Source organism: Agrobacterium sp. FDAARGOS_525 (assembly GCF_003938925.1).
Classification (GTDB): domain Bacteria; phylum Pseudomonadota; class Alphaproteobacteria; order Rhizobiales; family Rhizobiaceae; genus Agrobacterium; species Agrobacterium pusense.
Genome location: NZ_RKIU01000004.1, coordinates 1,001,892 through 1,020,001, shown reverse-complemented (window position 1 = coordinate 1,020,001; position 18,110 = coordinate 1,001,892). Strand labels below are relative to the sequence as shown.

General features: G+C 57.2%; 13 protein-coding genes and 1 pseudogene. 8 read left to right on the top strand and 6 right to left on the bottom strand.

Translation table 11 applies throughout. The features are described 5' to 3' along the window. Positions 1 to 25: 25 nt before the first annotated feature. Positions 26 to 1,840, top strand: a complete 1,815-nt coding sequence (locus EGT36_RS21065) for a replication initiation protein (protein ID WP_125270998.1) — start codon at positions 26 to 28, stop codon at positions 1,838 to 1,840. Between the two features lie 250 nt (positions 1,841 to 2,090). Continuing rightward, positions 2,091 to 2,423 (top strand): hypothetical protein, encoded by a 333-nt coding sequence (locus EGT36_RS21060; RefSeq protein WP_125270997.1) that lies wholly within the window; start codon positions 2,091 to 2,093, stop codon positions 2,421 to 2,423. A gap of 19 nt (positions 2,424 to 2,442) precedes the next feature. Here the strand turns inward: EGT36_RS21060 and EGT36_RS21055 are convergent, their stop codons facing one another. Then, complete coding sequence (locus EGT36_RS21055; protein WP_125270996.1) at positions 2,443 to 3,204, bottom strand: hypothetical protein; 762 nt, start codon at positions 3,202 to 3,204, stop codon at positions 2,443 to 2,445. 732 nt (positions 3,205 to 3,936) lie between these two features. On the opposite strand from EGT36_RS21055, the gene EGT36_RS21050 reads away from it, so the two are divergent. From EGT36_RS21050 to EGT36_RS21035, 4 genes and pseudogenes are all read left to right on the top strand, one after another. Next, a complete protein-coding gene (locus EGT36_RS21050; RefSeq protein ID WP_125270995.1) occupies positions 3,937 to 4,260 on the top strand; it encodes a plasmid mobilization protein in 324 nt (107 codons plus the stop codon). Next, positions 4,257 to 4,613: pseudogene (locus tag EGT36_RS31535) on the top strand (relaxase/mobilization nuclease domain-containing protein); the annotation flags it as partial. The gene EGT36_RS21050 and the pseudogene EGT36_RS31535, both read left to right, overlap by 4 nt. A 367-nt stretch (positions 4,614 to 4,980) precedes the next feature. After that, positions 4,981 to 5,208 (top strand): hypothetical protein, encoded by a 228-nt coding sequence (locus EGT36_RS21040; RefSeq protein WP_125270993.1) that lies wholly within the window; start codon positions 4,981 to 4,983, stop codon positions 5,206 to 5,208. Between the two features lie 238 nt (positions 5,209 to 5,446). Continuing rightward, complete coding sequence (locus EGT36_RS21035) at positions 5,447 to 6,079, top strand: hypothetical protein (protein WP_125270992.1); 633 nt, start codon at positions 5,447 to 5,449, stop codon at positions 6,077 to 6,079. A gap of 346 nt (positions 6,080 to 6,425) precedes the next feature. Here the strand turns inward: EGT36_RS21035 and EGT36_RS21030 are convergent, their stop codons facing one another. The 5 genes from EGT36_RS21030 to EGT36_RS21010 all read right to left on the bottom strand — a co-directional run bounded on the left by EGT36_RS21030 (position 6,426) and on the right by EGT36_RS21010 (position 13,658). Continuing rightward, positions 6,426 to 7,760: a type I restriction enzyme endonuclease domain-containing protein gene (locus tag EGT36_RS21030; RefSeq protein ID WP_286084255.1), complete on the bottom strand. Its 1,335-nt coding sequence runs from the start codon at positions 7,758 to 7,760 to the stop codon at positions 6,426 to 6,428. Positions 7,761 to 8,352: 592 nt separating this feature from the next. After that, on the bottom strand, positions 8,353 to 9,963 hold the full coding sequence (locus EGT36_RS21025) for an ABC transporter ATP-binding protein (RefSeq protein ID WP_172965684.1): 1,611 nt from the start codon (positions 9,961 to 9,963) through the stop codon (positions 8,353 to 8,355). Between the two features lies 1 nt (position 9,964). Continuing rightward, on the bottom strand, positions 9,965 to 11,095 hold the full coding sequence (locus EGT36_RS21020) for an ABC transporter permease (RefSeq protein ID WP_004437370.1): 1,131 nt from the start codon (positions 11,093 to 11,095) through the stop codon (positions 9,965 to 9,967). Beyond that, a complete protein-coding gene (gene oppB / locus EGT36_RS21015; RefSeq protein ID WP_100911599.1) occupies positions 11,088 to 12,011 on the bottom strand; it encodes an oligopeptide ABC transporter permease OppB in 924 nt (307 codons plus the stop codon). The genes EGT36_RS21020 and oppB overlap by 8 nt, the downstream gene beginning before the upstream one ends. A 51-nt stretch (positions 12,012 to 12,062) precedes the next feature. Continuing rightward, positions 12,063 to 13,658, bottom strand: a complete 1,596-nt coding sequence (locus EGT36_RS21010; RefSeq protein WP_112766005.1) for a peptide ABC transporter substrate-binding protein — start codon at positions 13,656 to 13,658, stop codon at positions 12,063 to 12,065. A 526-nt stretch (positions 13,659 to 14,184) separates the two neighbouring features. On the opposite strand from EGT36_RS21010, the gene EGT36_RS21005 reads away from it, so the two are divergent. Together EGT36_RS21005 and EGT36_RS21000 are read left to right on the top strand one after the other, a co-directional pair. Next, the gene (locus tag EGT36_RS21005; RefSeq protein WP_125270991.1) at positions 14,185 to 16,410 is read left to right on the top strand and encodes a bifunctional diguanylate cyclase/phosphodiesterase; all 2,226 of its coding nucleotides are present in this window, start codon (positions 14,185 to 14,187) and stop codon (positions 16,408 to 16,410) included. Between the two features lie 308 nt (positions 16,411 to 16,718). After that, positions 16,719 to 17,825 (top strand): cache domain-containing protein, encoded by a 1,107-nt coding sequence (locus EGT36_RS21000; protein WP_072495000.1) that lies wholly within the window; start codon positions 16,719 to 16,721, stop codon positions 17,823 to 17,825. The last annotated feature ends 285 nt before the right edge of the window (positions 17,826 to 18,110 follow it).

Genomic DNA, 18,110 nt, shown 5'->3' with positions numbered 1-18,110 from the left:
CCGCGGCTTTTCTGGAGATTGTTCAATGATAGTGAACGCCGGCGACGCAATTGTAAAGACTAATGACCCCGCGCAGGCAAGCGCGGGAAAAACCACTTGTCGGAAGCCAGACATCGTAGGGCAAGCCCTGCTCGGCTTCGAAACGCGCTACGGAGAAGCCCAGCGCAGGGCCTCTGAGGCGAAGGCAAAGCGGAAAAAAAGCGATGAGGACCGCAAAACGGTCGATCCTGATTCCGATGCCGCACGCTACCGCCAGGAGGCGATCGATCTACGCGCTGCCGTCCGAGACCGTCTTGAGAATGGCTATGCGCTGCCGTTCGATCAACACATAGCAGGACGCTGGCGGCGAGCCTTTGTCGAAGAGGGATTGCGCTCCGAGGATAATCCGATCTTGAAGCTGGTCGTCACCCTCGTCCCGAAGGGCGGCAGGGCGCGGGCATCCAATGACAAGGCCACGCTCGACGTTCAGTCACGTTCCAAACTCCTGACCCTGGATTATCCGTATATCGAACTGAACAAGGAATTCCTCGGCGCGCTCCGTATCGATTGCGACGGCGTGTTCGCGTCTCCAGAGGCGCTGCTCCTTGCCCTTGAGGAAATGGTTCGGGACGGGGCGATTCCATGCCTGCCGCATATAGTCGTCGGCGACTTGCGTGACGACGGCACTTATCATCGTCCGCATTTCATTTTCCTTCTGCCGCCCGGAACCGCCGTGTGGAAATCCGACGACAAGCGGTGCCGGCGCGACATCGTGAGACTGTTCCTCGGCGTCTCGAACGGCTTGACGAAGGCCCTGCTCCCACTCGGGGCCGATCCTGCCGCGCCGGCAACGACCATGCGCATGAAGAATCCGCTGTCACCGCTCTGGCACACACTGACCCCGAACCGGCACAACATGCCGACGCTCTCGGACTATGCCCAATGGGTAGACACTGGATCGAGCCGCGAAGCGCTTGCCCGACAGGCCGCGGCGATCCAGTCTGGAATGGGCCTCAAGGCCTCGAACATCGCCTTCAACACGCTACGCGCACGGGGAACAGCCCTGTTGATCCAATGGCACTTCGCCGCCGATGCCCGCATGAAGGAATCGAAGGCAGCGCTTGCCGATCATCTTCATGTCGCCCTCGAAAGCTACGCCCGGACAATGGAGTTGGAAGACGTCAGGCTTTCCTACGTCATCGGCAAGGTCGCCGATCGTCTCGCCATGGATTTCGACCCAGCCAAGCTACAGGGCAACAAGAATCGTCAGCGTCTTCTTCATGTCGTCGAAGGAATGAAGAACGTTCGGGACCGCCAGCGAGCGGGAGCTCGGTTTTCCCAAGACATCAGGCGGGAACGGAGTCTTGAGAAACTGGTCGCGGTCTATTCCGCCATGCTGGAACGATCGGAAACGCTGAGCCCGGAAAGGTTGGCGTCTCGGGCTGGCGTGTCCCGCTCGACCGCTTATCGGCACTTTGCAGCCTGTCAGCAAATTTGTGCCAGTGGGTGTATAGATAAAAAGGTAGGCATCGCTCCGTGCGACGATAATCCTGAACCGAGGCAGGGCGAAACGGCCAATGGTGAAACCGCATGGGGGAACGCCAACCTTGAAGCTCTCCACGGCCAGAAGCGTGGCGGGTGGAATTCCGATGCACCAGAGGCCGAAGACGACGACTTCCGCCTGATCGAGGAACAGGAGACCTGGATCGCCGTGCAGGAGGGGCGGATTTCGGGTCGCCAGATGCACCCGGACGTTTCTGATGTATCCGACATCATCTTTGACGCTCACCCCCATCTGGCGGTCACGGAAACCCCAGACTCGGCCATGCTGGAAAAAGGACGCTCATCGGCGCTGGCCTAGTCCCGGACATGGGTTTCATGTCCAGGGGGCGAAACGGTTGGGGTCGCTCCGATCCGTCAAGTTGTCGCCTTCGCGGCCGAGGCTCGGCTTCGCCTGCGCCCGCACTACCCGCTCGCCGAAACCTGACGGCTCTTCTCTCCAAGCGTGAATAGTCCCAAATATGGGACCGCAGCAATCTTTATTTCGCGTTTAAATCCTGCTAGTGCTTAGCTTGAAGCTTCACAAGTCCATTTCCTAACAGGCTGAAAAAATGAGAAAAATTAGCATCACGTTGACGGTTGCGGCTATCGCTTTGTGTGTATCTGCGCCCGCCAAGGCCGAAGACCTCGCATTCACATTGAAAAACGGAACGAACTCCGTTTTGAACAACTTCTATGCGTCTCCGGTAGGCATAGATAAGTGGGAAGACGACATCTTCGGCCGCCAAGCTTTGGCACCGGGCGAATCCATGGAGATTACCATCGCCGATGGTCGCTCGGTTTGTGAATACGATATGCGCTTCGAGTTCCAGGGCGATGACCTTGACACGACGACGGACACGCAGAACCTTTGCGAGCTTGGTGAATACACAATCCACGAATAAGTGGTTACGCTGGGGAGCATTAGACGCTTCCCAGCGTTTTTGGTCGCTCTATGGAGGAAATTCCAACAAAGCCGTCCGCCATACAGGCATCCTCAAATGCCTTCGATACAGAGGCAAGTTTGATCGCTTGCCAATAGAGATAGTCTCGGACAAGTTGAGGCGAAATCCAGCAATCGCCGCGATTGCTTTCCTTGGCCCAGCCAATTAGCTGTGACTCGCGCGCTAGGCTGAAAAGTCTTGCCGTGTGCGTTCTCGAAATTCGATATCGGCTTGAGAGCACTTTAGGCGAAACCTTTCCGATCCATATTGGCCGTGCCTCATCCGTTGCCAACGGAGGAACAGCCTTGATCAGATCGTGCAGGACGCTACTACCAGAGTCGGAACTAACGAACTTCGCAATGCTATGCGGTGGCTTGTACCAATCACTACAGTTGACGAGCATCCATATAAAGCGCGGTTGAGCGTAATGTAGCAATTCTGGATGTTCGCATGAAAGCGCGAACCGCGTACCTTCGTCCATAAGGTCAAGTGCCCGAAGATGGATGTCAAAATACCGTCGAATAAGATGCTCGCTCATTTCCGTTGCTCGAACGGCGCGCTGTCGGCGATCGACCCTCTCTATGGGGGCCACAAAGTGATACTTCCGCATCTCCATAAGGAAGGTGTGAACGGTATTACGACTGGCTATTCCCGTATTACCGATCGCGCGGACCAGATTACTTGGCGAGAGAGGGGGGGAGGTTGGATCATGCAAATGCTCGAAATGCATGGCGATGGTCATCTGGCTAAGCATCCATCGCTGTAAATCAGCAACATAGTGAACTTCCCGAGGCAGGGAAAGATGTGTTTCCAGGAGCTCTTGGGCGGCCGACGCCAAACTGTCCCGAAAACCGCGCTTCTGGACCAGTTTTTCAACGGTGTACGAGCAAAACTTACTGGTGACTGGTGGCAGGTGCATACCTTTCGCTACAAGCAATTCCGATGCTGAGCAACACCAGTTATGCGTCGAGACATGCCCCCATACGTCGTGTTCCCTCCGTTGTCGCGTCGCCGCGCCAAGACTTCACTCCTCTTCACTCCGGGGAAAGATCGTTCGACTTTCGAACGGATGTCGATGGCCCGAAAATCGAATGGATGGCAGAAGTTCGAGGATCGAACGAACGGTCGGATTCCCTATCCGCGGCGACCTTCATGTACAAGTACATGAAGCTTCGGCTTGTAAATGACCCCATAGCCCATCTTTCGACATTCGAAATGATCGTTTCGAGATTCGACGCGAATGGTTCGACTTTCGGATTATTCATTTCGAAGTTTGAACCATCGAAGACTGTCATCGACACCATTCAAAACAGTTCGAATCCCGAAGCGTATTTGCGCCGGCGGAATCCTCACCCCATCATTTTCCCACAGAGGGAAAGAGCCAGCAATGCCTTGTGTCCACAAGGCGCTGGTCAGGGGGAGATACCTCCCCCGTGAACCCCCTCGGCCCTCGCGGGCCTGAAAGGAGCAACCGATGCGTGATCAGATTATTCGCATCCGTGCCAGCCATCAGGAGGTGGCAACAATGAAAGACCTCGCCACCGCTTGGGGTCTTACATTGTCGGAACTGGTCCGCCGCTCCGCGCTTGGCGCTCGGATGCCCGTCCTTCGCCTCAATCATACCGATGCCGCGGTGCTCGGCCGTACACTCGGCGAACTTGGCAGGATCGGCGGCAACCTCAACCAGATCACACGCCAGGTAAACGCGGGCAGGCTCCATGGCCACGATGCCGAGCTTTCCCGCACGCTCGCGGATGTCGATGCGCTACGTGGGCGAATACGGGAGATCATCGCATGATCGTCCAGTCAACGCGCATATCCTGCAAGGGCGGCATCCGCTATCTCGCCCATCACCTTCTTGGAAAAGTCCACGAGAACGAGAAAATCGAAGTCCTCGCAGGAGACCGGCACGCCCTTGCCGATGCCCAGGCGCTCGCCCGTCTCAAACGCTGCCGATATAGTGTTCGACACTTCTCCATCTCGCCCCAGCATGAAATGACCCCGACGCAACTCAGCACGTTCCTGCGGACGATAGACGCCGAGTTCGGGATTGGCGCGGATCGCCCGCGTCTTGTCGTCCGTCACGTAAAAAAGGGACGTAGCCATTTCCACGTCGCGGTGGCCGAGGTCGATCCTATCAGCTTCCGGGTTCTGGACTGCCGTAGGGATTTCGCACGATTGGAAGACCTCGCCCGCCGCTACGAGGCGGATAGCGGCGAGCAGGTGCAGCCGACCCGTGCCGAGCGACGGGCGCGGAGGACAGAGGGCTTTTCGGATGTCGCACGCAAGCGAGCGGAGAGAAGTGCGCCGAAGTTCGACCGGACCAGGCTTCGGCAGGCCGCCACGCGAGGGCGGACGGCATTCCTCCGGGAGATCGATCGCCAGAGCCTTCGCATCGAGAACGGCGACAAGGGGGCGATCCTCGTCACCACCGATGGCGTGTTCGTCGCGGCCGCCTGCCGTGCGGCGGGCAGGAAGCGCGGCGAGTTCCAGAATTTTCTACAGGGAGGAAACACGAATGAACAACTTATCGGAAGCCAGACCCGAGTACCTAAGTACCCTCGCGACCGTGGAAGGCAACACAGCGCGGCTCCTGCCTCTTCTATCGTTGCTGGAAACGCCGGAACAACCCGACCGACTGGCCCAACTTCTGGAAATGCTGGGTCTCATCCTGGATACGCAGCACCAACACGCCATCGCGCTCAAGACCCTCATCGAGAAAGTCGACCGTTTGCCGCGGCGGTAGCGCGCCGACGTCACGAAGACCTGTTCTTTCGCAAGCTCGGAAAGGTGGACCTGGACGATCTGCTTCGTTGTGCGCGGGAACTGGCGAAATGGGTGAGGTCCATCTTTGAGCCTCAGAGCGTGAGCCTCACTCGCCAGATCGAAACAGCCAGACGGATGCAGAAATCATTTCCTGATCCGCCTGCGGAAAGGGCGACCGTCCCGACGCCGACATATGATTTCCGAAGGAGGACTCCACAATGAAAGACACCAAGCTCACCTCGAAACGCAAACGCCGTACCTGTTACGACAGGTTACGCAAACGCATGATCGAGGCCCGCCGTCTCCGTGGCACGAACCCCGCCGGATCGGCAGCACTCCAATTGTTGGCCTTGTTCGCGTCGATCTTCGGCAGGATGCCGCTCCCTGCTTCTGCTGCGGTTGCGTCGTATATCCCGCCAGCCTATTCTCCAGCCTATCAGCAGAAGCGCGAGGTCGCGCAACGCCTTGGCATATCACCGCGCTACGTGGATGTGGTCCTCAGCCAAGGAAAGGTTCCATATGCCACCCTGTTTGACCATATCCGACAGGGCGGTGCCCTTCGGCGTGATGCGCTCCAGGAACTGCACAAGCGCGCCCCCGAAGCCTCACGCGATTGGCTGGATCACATTGAGCGTTCCGGATTGTGGTCCAGTCTCACCCAATGCCATGTTCGCGGGGATACCGAAGAAGATACCGACATCAGGCTTCTGCGCTCCACGCTGGCATCGATCGAAGGAAAGCGGAAACCGGCGGAGAAAGTACCTGCTCCCGCCGAGGCGGAGGAAACCTTGAAACCGCTCGTAGGTTCCGACGATAAGGAACGGCCTGACGACGATCCCTTCAAGCCGTGAACGCCTGGACATGGCCTACATCGTGGCTTAAATGGAGATGTACCCACGAATGTACCCAAACTGGTTTTTGGTGACTCGTGAATCAATGGGTTACGCGGCGTTTGGGGGGCGGTCCCACCCTCTCCGCCATTGATGCAAAAAAGCGTAATTTTATCAATGCGTCGTAATTAATTTGCGCCTTCGCCCCACAAAATGACCCACATAATTGTTGTGTGAGGATCATCATCGTTGGCTTGGCTGTTAGATAAGTGTCGCGAACGTCGCACCGTGGGTAAAGTCTTCGTGCCTAGGCCCCGAAAAAGTTCGCTTCGCTCTTGGTTGACCAAAGAGTGCAGTGGCGTTTTCTTCAGCCTCGACTTATCTCATGCAAAAGTAGCTCTGCCTGTGCGAGCACCATTTGTATGGCCTCCTGCTCCAGGTCTGGCGGATATCCAAACTTCTTGAGGATGCGTTTCACTAGGATGCGCATCCTGGCGCGGGCACTTGCCTTGTGTTGCCAATCAACGGTGACTGAGCCCCGCATGTTCTCGACCAGTTCGTGGGCGATCACACGCAACTGTTCGCTACCCATGACCTCGACGGCCGTCTCATTGCCAGCAAGCGCGTCATAAAAGGCGATCTCCTCCGGAGAGAGATCAAGCTCATCGCCACGTGCGGTCGCCGTTTGGATCTCCTTGGCCAGCGCGATCAGTTCCTGAATCATTTCGACCGTCGAAATCGCATTGGCATGATACCGGGCCACCGCCTCCTCAAGGCGTCGAGAGAAGGTCTTGGACTGAACGAAATTGGTTTTGGACCGGCTCTTGCTCTCCCCGTTCAGAAGCTTCTTCAAAGCTTCCAGCGCGAGGTTCTTCTTCTCCATCTTCTGGACGTCCATCAGGAACTGGTCAGAGAGAACAGAGATGTCGGGCGACTGCAGCCCCGCAGCCTTCAGAATGTCTACGATCTCGGCGTTGGCTACGGCCTGGTTGAGAAGCTGCGCCACCGCCATTGATTTGGCCTTGTCGGACATCTTGCCGGTAGCCGTGGTTTTCACCAGAGCGGCGCGAACGGCCTGGAAGAAGGACACCTCATCACGAATTTCCGTTGCCGCATCGCTGGCGGAGACAAGGGCATAGGCCTTGCTCAGCTCCAAAACCGCATCCTGATATCGGCGATGCGCCTGCTTCTTGACCTCTGGGCTTTCGACTTTTGCTGCTTCCGCCTGCTGCCACTTCAAGATCCAGTCGATGCCGTCTGCCAGCGCCTTCAGCCGCTCGATAGGCTTGTCCGTGACACCCAGGCTGTAGTCATGCCCGGTGAACATGCCCCGGACGATCTCGTATTTCTCCAGGAGGACGGCGACGGCTTCCTCTTCATCAATCCCCGTCTTGTCTCGATCGGATTGGGAATACTGCGCGAGCGCCTTCTTCAGGTTAGTGGCGATGCCGATGTAATCGACCACGAGGCCGTCTGGCTTCTCCTCGAAGACACGGTTGACGCGGCCAATCGCCTGGATCAACCCGTGACCGCGCATCGGCTTGTCGATATACATCGTGTGCATGCAGGGCGCATCGAACCCCGTCAGCCACATGTCGCGGACGATGACCAGTTTCAGCGGATCCTCGACCTTTCGCGCCCGCTTGGCGAGATCGTCGCGGCCGGACATTGCCTTGGCGACCCTCGCCGTCCGGATGCACATCGACTGTCATGTCTGCTAACACGATAGATCAATCCGGTGCTTGGGTGAAGCCAGTTTATGTCAAGCAACGTACTTGCGATCGATCCTCGAGTGAGGAGGACGATCGCCTCTGGTCGGTCGAGTGGCGTTCAACGGCTCATGAGGGCGGAAGTTTGCATGGTCCGACTGCCGGTCTTTCCTGGCGTTTCCACGTCATCGAACATTCGAAGAGCGAGTAAACAAATGACGACCAGCGACAGGCGGGTAATAACAGGGCTCCTGTGCTCCTAAGGAATGACGCGTGGTCGTCAGCTCGCACGTCCGCAATGGCGAGGCGCCCTGAGGTTTTTGCGAAACAGCACCCTCGATAGTGCCCGGCGTTCAATACCGGTTGCAATGACGTGCGCAACGAGCGCATCGACCTCTCAACGGTCGGCAGGCTCCGACAAGTCGCGAGCCTCACAATTGAGCGACTAAGGAGGTGCTAACCCCGATATGTTGCACTGTGCCACCCGCGCCGGACGTCACAGCCTGATGAGCACCTGCCCAAAAGCAACTGGTTTCGCACGGGCGGAGCCAGTGCGCTGCGGTCTGCGTGCGCTCCTTTTTTTATCTACGGCACGACGGCGGGCGAAAAAGCTGATTTGATAAGTGTTCTGGTGTACTCAGCCGAAGGCCGGTTGAAGATGGCGTTTGTCTCTCCCTCCTCGACAATCTTTCCGTTTCTCATGACGATGACATAATCTGAAATGGCCTTGATGACGGACAGGTCGTGGCTGATGAAGATGTAGGAAAGGCCGTGGGCCTTCTGTAGATCACGCAGGAGGTCGATAACCTGGCCCTGAACGCACCGGTCCAGCGCCGACGTGGGTTCGTCAAGAATGATGACCTCTGGTTTGAGAATAATGGCACGGGCAATGGCGATACGTTGGCGTTGCCCCCCGGAAAATTCGTGGGGGTAGCGGTTGCGGGCGGCGGGATCGAGGCCCACTTCCTTCAGCGCCTCGATTGCGCGCCTGTCCCGTTCCGCACGGTTGAGGTCCTGGTCGTGGACGAAGAGCCCCTCGGTGATGATCTCGCCTACTGTCTGTCGCGGCGAAAGCGAACCATAGGGGTCCTGGAACACGAGCTGGAGATGCCGCCGTAGCGGCCGCATGGCCTTTCGATCAAGCCCGGTGATTTCCTGTTTTCCGAAAAAAATCCGGCCATCGGCCTGGATCAGGAGCAGCAGAGCGCGACCGAGCGTGGATTTGCCTGACCCGGATTCGCCAACAATGCCGATCGTCTGTCCCTGATGAAGATTGACGTTCACGCCATCAACGGCCCGGAACTTGCTCGATTTCGACAGGAAGCCGCCCGGAATTGTGTAATCGATCGTTACGTTCTGGCCGGAAAGCACGATCGGAGCCTCTCGGCTGACTGCAGGCTTGTTCCCTCGGGGCTCGGCATCGAGAAGCATCCGGGTATAATCCGCCTTCGGGCGCTCGAAGATATCCTCCGTGGTCCCAGCCTCTACGATTTCCCCCCGTCGCATGACCGCGACGCGATCGGCAAAGTGGCGGACGACGCCGAGATCATGCGTGATCAGCACGATCGCCATCCCGAAACGCTGCTGCAGCGACTTCAAAAGATCAAGGATCTGGGCCTGGATCGTAACGTCGAGGGCGGTGGTCGGCTCATCCGCTATCAGGATGTCCGGCTCGTTCGCGAGCGCCATGGCGATCATGACGCGCTGGCGCTGACCACCGGAAAGCTCGTGAGGATAGCTGTCTATACGCCGCTCGGGCTCCGGAATTCCGACGAGCCTCAGCAGTTCGAGAACGCGTGCGCGCGCCTCCTTTTTACTGCCACCGCGGTGGTGAATGATCGGCTCGGCAATCTGCGCACCGATCCGGTAGAGAGGATCGAGCGAGGTCATCGGCTCCTGGAAGATCATGGTGACTTTCGCGCCACGGATTTTGTTGAGCTCGCCGACAGGCAGTCCAAGAAGTTCCTTTCCGCGATATTTCGCGGAGCCGCTGATGGCGCCATTGGATGCAAGCAATCCCATGATGCCCATCATCGTCTGGCTTTTGCCAGAACCGGACTCGCCGACGACAGCGAGCGTTTCGCCCTGTTTGACGTCAAGGTCGATGCCCTTGACGGCATGGACGGTTCCGTCCGGTGTGTTGAAGTCGACCTTCAGGTCGCGAACGGAAAGAATGGTGTCAGTTGTCGTCTTCATGTCAACGATCCTTGGGATCGAGTGCATCACGCAACCCATCGCCGACGAAATTCAGCGAAAACAGGGTCAGCACGAAAAAGATCGCCGGGAATATCAGAAGCCAGGGGGCGGACTGGATGTTGTTGGCACCTTCGGAAATCAGCGCGCCCCAGCTTGTGAGCGGCGCCTGAACGCCGAGACCGAGGAAGGACAGGAAGCTCTCCAGAAGAATGACTTTGGGCACGACGACCGTCACGAACACGACAACGGGTCCGATCGTATTGGGGATGATATGACGGCGGATAATCTGCCAGTCGCTTAGTCCCAGAGCCTGCGCCGCACTGACAAATTCCCGCCGTTTCAGGGCAAGCGTCTGGCCACGGACAATGCGCGCCATATCCAGCCATTCCACCGCGCCGATGACGAGGAAGATCAGGATGAAGCTGCGGCCAAAAAAGACGACCAGAACCACAACCAGAAAGACGAAGGGCAGTGAATAGAGGATTTCGACGAAGCGCATCATCACATTGTCCACGCGCCCTCCAATATAGCCCGCTGTTGCACCGTAGACCACGCCGATTCCCAAGGAAACGAGGCTCGCCAGGACACCGACCGCAATCGAAATCTGACCGCCAAGCATGACGCGCGCAAGCATGTCGCGGCCGTTGGAATCTGTACCGAAGAAAAAGTATTCGCGGTTGACGTCGCCTTCCAGCTTCAGCGTGCGTCCGTCGTCTTCGGTCGCAGTCACCTTGGTATTTTTGAATTCATTGGCACGGTCGAAGTAGCGTGTTGCGCGCGGATCGATTGCGCTGCTGGAGGTGATGGTCGCCGTGAAAGTCTGGCCTTCAACGGCAAATTCCTTCAGCTCGACGCGGGCCCGGCTCGCAACACCCTCCATCACGTCCTGAAGGTTATTCACATCCGGGCGTGGCTCGAGACTGGGCGCCACCGAGACATAGGAGGAAAACACCTGATCATAGGTATGTGCCAGGAAATGAGGCCCGACAAACGAGAACAGAGTGATAAGGAGCAACATGACGGAACCCGCCATGGCTGCCTTGTTGCGTCTGAAACGCAGGACTGCCAGCTGGAACAGGCTGCGGCTTTTGATTTGTTGCGAATGAGGGTTAGTGCCGGGGCTATCAGTCATGTCTGACCCTCGGATCAAGAAGGCCGTAGAGAATATCGACGACTAGATTGAACAGGATGACGAAAATGGCGACGAGAACAACGGTGCCCATCACCAGCGTATAGTCACGATTGATGGCGCCGAGAACGAAGTAGCGGCCGACACCGGGAATGGTGAAGATCGTTTCGATGACTGCCGAGCCAGTCAAAAGCGCGGCGGCGCAGGGAGCGAGATAGGAAACGACCGGCAGCATTGACGCGCGCATGGCGTGGAAAACGACGACGCTGCGCGCGGGAAGGCCATAGGCCTTGGCCGTGCGGATGTGGTCCATTCGCAGTGCCTCGATCATGGCACCGCGCGTCAGCCGGGCAATGACTGCAAGCTGCGGCAGCGCAAGTGCGATCATCGGAAGAATGAGGTAGCGTAGCGACCCGTCACCCCAGCTGCCTGCCGGAAGAAGCCCGAGCAGCACGGCAAATACAAGCGTGAGAACAGGGGCCACGACGAAGTTCGGGACGGTGACGCCCACTGTCGAGATTGACATGATCGAGAAATCGAAAGCGCTGTTTTGCCTGAGTGCTGCGAGCGTGCCGGCGAGCACGCCGCCCACCAGAGCCAGCAACAGGGCATAACAACCCAGTTCGAGCGAATAGGGCAGGCCCTTGCCGATCAGCTGCGCGACGGTGTTGTCCTTATAGATGTAGCTTGGGCCAAAATCGCCGGTGACGGCATTGCCGAGATAGATGAGATACTGGCGCCATAGTGGCTCATCCAGATGATAGGTTCTCATCAGATTTTCCATGGTCTGCGGGGGGAGGGGGCGTTCGAGATTGAACGGACCACCGGGCGCAAAACGCATCAGGAAAAACGAGATCGTGACGACGATAAACAACGTCGGCACGGCGCTCGCCAAACGGCGCAGAATAAACGAGATCATGTTTTTGGGCTCCGGCATGGCACGGTGGCGGGGCCACCGTGCCAGTGCTGCTTATTCGGAAACGCTCAGGAAGCGGCTGAGGTGTTGATTGGCAGCGTTGTCCACCCAACCCTTGACGCGGTTGGACACCAGCCAAAGATCGGCCTGCGTCAGAAGCGGCGCTACCGGCTGTTCCTTCATGAGGATCGTTTCGGCCTCGTGCAGCAGCTTGGAGCGAGCTGCCGGATCCTTTTCCTCATAGGACTTCTTCAGCAATGCATCATACTCGGCGTTGTTGAACTTCGAGTAATTGAAGGTCTTGTTGGACGAGATGGAGAGCGCAAGGAAGTTTTCCGCATCCGCATAGTCAGCGACCCAGCCAGCACGCGCCACATTGAACTTGCCGCCTTCCTGGAGGTAGCCGTAGTGCGAGGCAACGTCGAGGTTCACGAGGGAGACCTTGGCGCCGAAGGTGTTTTTCCACATGTCGGCAATGGCGGTCGCAACGCGTTCGTGGTTGGGGTTGGTATTGTACCGGATTTCGATGGATAAAGGCTTGCCACCTTCACCGTAACCGGCCTCCTTCATGAGCTTTAGAGCTTCGTCTTCGCGATCAAGCTGCGACAGGGTTGCAAAGTCGGCCTTGGCGGGCTCACCGTAGGAATCCATGCCGGGTGGAACCATCGAATAGGCCGGAACTTGCGAGCCGCTGTAGATTTCCTTGGCGAGGAAGTCGCGGTCGACAGCCATGGATAGCGCCCGGCGCACGCGGACGTCGTCATATGGCGCTTCGCGCGTATCGAAGGTGTAGTAGTAGGTCGCGAGCGTCGGTGAAACGTGCACCTGGTCGCCATAGGATTTGCGCAGACGGTCGATCTGGTCAGCTGAAAAATTGTAGGCGAGGTCCATTTCCTTCGCCTCGAAACGGCGAACGGAGGCGGCCTGGTCGTCAACCGGGTAGAAGATCACCTTGTCGATCTTGGTATTGGCAGCGTCCCAGAAATTGGTGTTCTTGACCACAGTGAGGCTGTCGTTCGGAACATGAGCTTCGAGTTTGTAGGCGCCGTTCGACACCATCACGCCCGGTTTCACGAAATCCGCGCCGTTCTTTTCGTAACTCGCCTTGGAAATGGGCAGAGCCGTTTGATGGGCGAGCAGTTCAAGGAAGAACGGCGTCGGCCGCTCAAGCGTGATCTCCAGGGTCTTGTCATCCACCGCCTTGACGCCAAGCTGGTCAACAGGCGTTTCGCCCTTGTTGATCTTTTCGGCGTTCTTGATCGGGTAGAGAATATTGGCGTATTTCGCTGCGGTCTTCGGGTCTTCGACGCGCTTATAAGAGAAGACAAAATCTTCCGCCGTCACGGGTGTACCGTCCGACCACTTCGCATCGGCGCGCAGTTTGAACGTGTAAACGGTACCATCGTCAGACAGCGTCCAGCTTTCGGCCGTGCCCGGAATGATCTTGCCGGTCGCGTCATAGATGGTCAGACCTTCATAGAGATCCTTGACGATGAAGGCCTCGATATTGATGGAGGTCTGTGCCTGATCGAGCGTCTGTGGTTCGCCGGCATTACCGCGGTGTAACACTGTTTCTGCAAGCGCAGAGCTCGCCCCCAAGAGAAGCGCAGCCATCACCACCGCGACCCTAGACCTAGCATTTATCGACATTTTTTCTTTCCCCGTGACTATTGAGCCGACAAATATGGCCAAATCGCCAGGAAGCGCAACCGAGACGAAATCATCAGGTAAAATTGCCACTGCAGAGCCAGGGGTAGGAGAAGCGGATGCAGCGCGTGCCCGAACTTACAAATAACGAACTCAAAATGCGCGAGCCCGTGAAGCGACGGTGCTCCACCGTTTTGACCAGTCGGCCAAATTTTCTGTTATTTTGGTGCCTCATCGCGTCTGGCAACTCTGCAGTCGGGCTGAGGCGCCGGCAAGGCAAGAGGTTGCCATCAGCCAGGTTGGAAGCGGACCGGCACCGGGTGTTACTCCTGCGGGATGAAAATACCAGCGTTACAACCATGTCGATGGAGAGATTGCCAGGTCGCTCCGTGACAGCGCAATCCCTCTTTCGAAACCGTTTTGTGCGGCACCGTACGAAAGCGATTTCGACCGGACTTAACCATGTTGGTTCCAGCCGCTTTAAGTTTCGTTCACGTAGTCTGGACGAAACACAGGCGGATATGAAACGATGCAAACCCTTCTGCAGTCGAAATGGTTTTGGAGATTTAGCCTGCCCGTCATGGCGTCATTCGCCATCTGCGGGCTGCTTCTCTTGTCACTCTATTTTGCGGCGATCGCAAGCGACGGTATCGCAGTTGCAAGGCAGCGTGACGTGGTCGCCCTGACGGTATCGAAACTCAAGTCATCGATTGCTCATGATCAGGAAAGCGCCACTGTCTGGGATGACGCCGTCACGAACTCCCTTGCCCGTAATCCAGACTGGATGGAAACCAATCTCGGCGTATGGATGAATACCTATTTCGGACACGATGCAGCAATCGTGCTGACAGCGGACCTTAATCCGATCTATCAATTTCTTGTCGATCACAATGACGCGTCCACCGCCGATGGTTTGCGGACCGCCTATCTCCCGTTAGCGACGAAGCTGAAGGAACGCCTTATCGCAGGCGATCAGGACGGAACGAGTAGCAAGGTGCTCTCCATAGGAGAAGCCGACATCGTCTACGTTGGCTCACGTCCGGCGATCGTAAGCATAAAACCGATCGTTTCCGACACGGGTGATATCGAGCAGCAACCGGGGCGACAAAATCTGCATGTTGCGGTCCGATTTCTGGACGGAGATCTCGCAGCAACGGTGGGTCAGGAATACCAGTTCGAAAATCTTCGATTTGCCCTTCATCAGCCAACGGACCCGCGTTTTTCTTATCTTGCGTTGCATTCGAGATCCGGACAGGTCGTTGGCTACTTCGAATGGCAGCCGTTCAGGCCCGGCCAGCAAGTCCTTGAAGCTACCATTCCCGCGATCGCATTTGCTTTTTTTGCCATATTCAGTGCAGCGAGCGTCGGCGGAAACGCCCTCTGGAGACGCTCGAACCGATTGAAGGCGAACCAGGAGCAGTTGCAGTATCAGGCGGCACACGACATTCTAACCGGCCTTGCCAATCGATCGGAATTCAATGCGAGAGTTGCGACCGCCGCGCATAATGCGAGGGAAGACGAGGCACACGCCGTGCTGTTCATCGATCTCGACAGGTTCAAGGAGGTGAACGATTCGCTTGGACATCCTGCAGGCGATAGATTGATATCACTTGTCGGGGCGCGGCTCACGAGCCTTTTGCCCGACAGTCTTGTTGCGCGGATTGGTGGTGATGAATTTACCGTCCTTGTCACATCGAACGATTTGCTGCAGCCCGATCAGGTTGCAAAATCCATTGTGGACGACCTTCGATTGCCGTTCGAGATCGAGGAGACGCAAGTCACAATTGGTGCCAGCGTCGGAGTGGCCGTAAAGGACGGCGCCTTTGATGCAAACGAGGCGATACGTCAGGCCGACATCGCACTGTATCACGCCAAAGCAGCTGGCAGGAATACTTACGCAATATTCGGCGAGCACATGGACGAGTTGCTTCGCAAGAGAAGGGCTATGGAAGCTGACCTGCGGAAGGCGGTCAACGGCCGCGCGGAGATAGAGATATTCTATCAGCCAGTCTTCTCAGCACGGGACGGGATGCTCTGTTCCCTCGAGGCGCTGGCCCGATGGAACCACCCCACACTTGGATACGTAAGCCCCGGCGAGTTTATTCCGCTGGCCGAAGAGTGCGGTTTGATCCACGAAATCGGAGCCATTGTGCTAGAAGACGCCTGTTCCATGCTGGCGCACTTTCCCGACATCGACATCGCGCTCAACGCCTCCTTGCTGGAACTGTGTTCGCCGGCCTATCCGCTGAACGTGATTGCTGCGCTCGAAAAATGGAAGGTTTCGGCTAACCGCCTGGAAATCGAAATAACGGAAAGCGCAGCTACCGGAGAGGACGGCCGATCGGAACGGACCATTGCGGCCCTGCGCGCAGCCGGAGTAAGATTTGCGATTGATGATTTCGGAACAGGATATTCGTCATTCTCGCGGGTTCAAAAGATTGAGGTGGATCGCATCAAGATTGACAGATCATTCATCGAGGAAATCCACAGAAGCGACAACAGGGCCCTCGTCACTGCCATGATCAATGTCGCGCGGGCCAAGGGGTTGAAGATTACGGCTGAGGGTGTTGAGACAACGGAGCAGCGCGATGCTCTGGAGAGCCTCGGTTGCCATCATCTGCAGGGCTTTCTACTCGCACGGCCCTTGTCGCCGAATGCTGCTCGCGCGCTGCTCTCGGCCCCTGATCCCGTCTCGACGCTGCCTGGTCACGCGGGTTTCTGGCCTGACCGACAGTCGTATAACGTAAACCGCTGATCAACCGTCGCACTCCGCGGCGGGCGGAGCCAGGTAACTCTGCTCCCCCGCTTGTTCCTCGCCCTGTTATCGCAAAACACGACCTGCTTCTGGCGAAATGCGTCGTTCTCCTCAACACCAATGGGATGCAAGCCTTCCAAGCTCGTCACATTGGCTCCGTGCAGGAACGAGGTTAGTCGCGATGCCTGGCAGATCCGAATTCGCGACCTCACGCCGAAAAAACAACCCCTGATAATCGGCAGATTGCTCGCCCGCCGGCCGTTATCTAGTTTCGGTCGAGGTTGACACGACAAAACGCGCGGGTGTCCATGTCCAATGAACCAAAAAGTCGCCTGCCATCGTTGAGTGCAGTCACGGCGGGCTTCATGTTTGCCTGTATCCTCGTCGGTGCCGCGATTGTGTTCAAGGTGATTGACGATCGAATGCTCAGTTTCCAGGAGGCAAGTCTGCGTACTGCCGTGGAAACCAGGGTACGGGGCGTTCAAACAGCCTTCGCCGCTTCCCTTTATCGAGAATGGACAAACCTCGAAACGTTGGGAAGGTCGCTTGCGGTGAGCCAGCCTGAAGAGATCCAGGACGATCTTTCAACGCTCGTGGGAAGCGGACGGGTTGTGTCGTGGGCAGGTTATGCCGGAAATGACGGCAAAGTCCGTGTCGCGTCAAACGGTCTGTTGGTCGGCGCCGACGTGTCATCCCGTCCGTGGTTTCAGAGGGGGCTTCAGGGCAACTTCGCCGGGGATGCGCACGAAGCGGTTCTTCTTGCGGCTAAACTTCCTGCTCCCGAAAGTGGGGAGCCGTTACGGTTCCTCGACCTGGCAGCCCCTGTAACCGGTGTTGGTCAGTCAGTAACAGGAGTTCTTGGGCTTCATCTCAATCTGGAGTGGGCAAAAGCCTACATTCGTGAGCTGAGTGATGCCCTGGACGTCGACGTCCTCATAGTCAATCCCGAGGGCAGGGCTGTTATATCGTCCACGAACGAGAGCCCTTCAAACCTGGATCTGCCAAGCTTTCGAAGAGCAAGGACAGGTGCCACCGGCGTGAGCCTCGAGTTATGGCCGGATGGCAAGAATTACTTCGTAGCCACGCTTCCCGAGGCCAGCTACCAAAGCCTACCGAGGTTCGGGTGGTCCATTGTCGCGAGGATCGATGCGAACGCATTCAGCAATGCGGCCAGTAGCTTCTCCAGCGGTCTTTTTATTAGTTTGTCTCTTCTGACCCTGCTCCTTCTGCTCCTCATGTCATTGTTCATTGTCTCGTTTATCCGGCCGTTCCATCACCTCGCCGTCAATGCCAAAGCCGTTGCGGATGGACAGAACGTATATCCCTACGAGAGCAGGAGAACTTCCGAACTAGCGACAATCGGCTCGGCAATTTCTCGCTTGCAGGCAAGTGCAGACCGGCAGGACGGCGGTTAAGTAAGCTAGACCACCACTGGCGGGCAAAACGGGTGGTGGCATCCTTGATGATCGCCGATAGCCGTGTTGACGTGACACTTGGTACGCTCCCTCCAGCGTAAAGTCTTTTCAGCAAGAGCTGGTACTGTGTTTCATCCAACCCCAGCGCAACGACCAGGCCGTCGTCGGTCCGATCCAGCACCGTGGCGGTGAAATCTCCGATTTCTTTGAGTTTCATGATGATCTGGGTAGCTATAGGCGCGTCTACCCCTCTGAGACGGGCCGTTTCCTGCGTCAGGTCCGTCA

What these genes read in the sequence shown, in the direction of transcription:
- EGT36_RS21055 (WP_125270996.1), bottom strand. Translation starts at nt 3,204, where the DNA reads ATGACCATCGCCATGCATTTCGAGCATTTGCATGATCCAACCTCCCCC.
- EGT36_RS21010 (WP_112766005.1), bottom strand. Translation starts at nt 13,658, where the DNA reads ATGTCGATAAATGCTAGGTCTAGGGTCGCGGTGGTGATGGCTGCGCTT.
- EGT36_RS21040 (WP_125270993.1), top strand. Translation starts at nt 4,981, where the DNA reads ATGAACAACTTATCGGAAGCCAGACCCGAGTACCTAAGTACCCTCGCG.
- EGT36_RS21025 (WP_172965684.1), bottom strand. Translation starts at nt 9,963, where the DNA reads ATGAAGACGACAACTGACACCATTCTTTCCGTTCGCGACCTGAAGGTC.
- EGT36_RS21035 (WP_125270992.1), top strand. Translation starts at nt 5,447, where the DNA reads ATGAAAGACACCAAGCTCACCTCGAAACGCAAACGCCGTACCTGTTAC.
- oppB (WP_100911599.1), bottom strand. Translation starts at nt 12,011, where the DNA reads ATGATCTCGTTTATTCTGCGCCGTTTGGCGAGCGCCGTGCCGACGTTG.
- EGT36_RS21065 (WP_125270998.1), top strand. Translation starts at nt 26, where the DNA reads ATGATAGTGAACGCCGGCGACGCAATTGTAAAGACTAATGACCCCGCG.
- EGT36_RS21020 (WP_004437370.1), bottom strand. Translation starts at nt 11,095, where the DNA reads ATGACTGATAGCCCCGGCACTAACCCTCATTCGCAACAAATCAAAAGC.
- EGT36_RS21030 (WP_286084255.1), bottom strand. Translation starts at nt 7,760, where the DNA reads ATGTGCATCCGGACGGCGAGGGTCGCCAAGGCAATGTCCGGCCGCGAC.
- EGT36_RS21050 (WP_125270995.1), top strand. Translation starts at nt 3,937, where the DNA reads ATGCGTGATCAGATTATTCGCATCCGTGCCAGCCATCAGGAGGTGGCA.
- EGT36_RS21000 (WP_072495000.1), top strand. Translation starts at nt 16,719, where the DNA reads ATGTCCAATGAACCAAAAAGTCGCCTGCCATCGTTGAGTGCAGTCACG.
- EGT36_RS21005 (WP_125270991.1), top strand. Translation starts at nt 14,185, where the DNA reads ATGCAAACCCTTCTGCAGTCGAAATGGTTTTGGAGATTTAGCCTGCCC.
- EGT36_RS21060 (WP_125270997.1), top strand. Translation starts at nt 2,091, where the DNA reads ATGAGAAAAATTAGCATCACGTTGACGGTTGCGGCTATCGCTTTGTGT.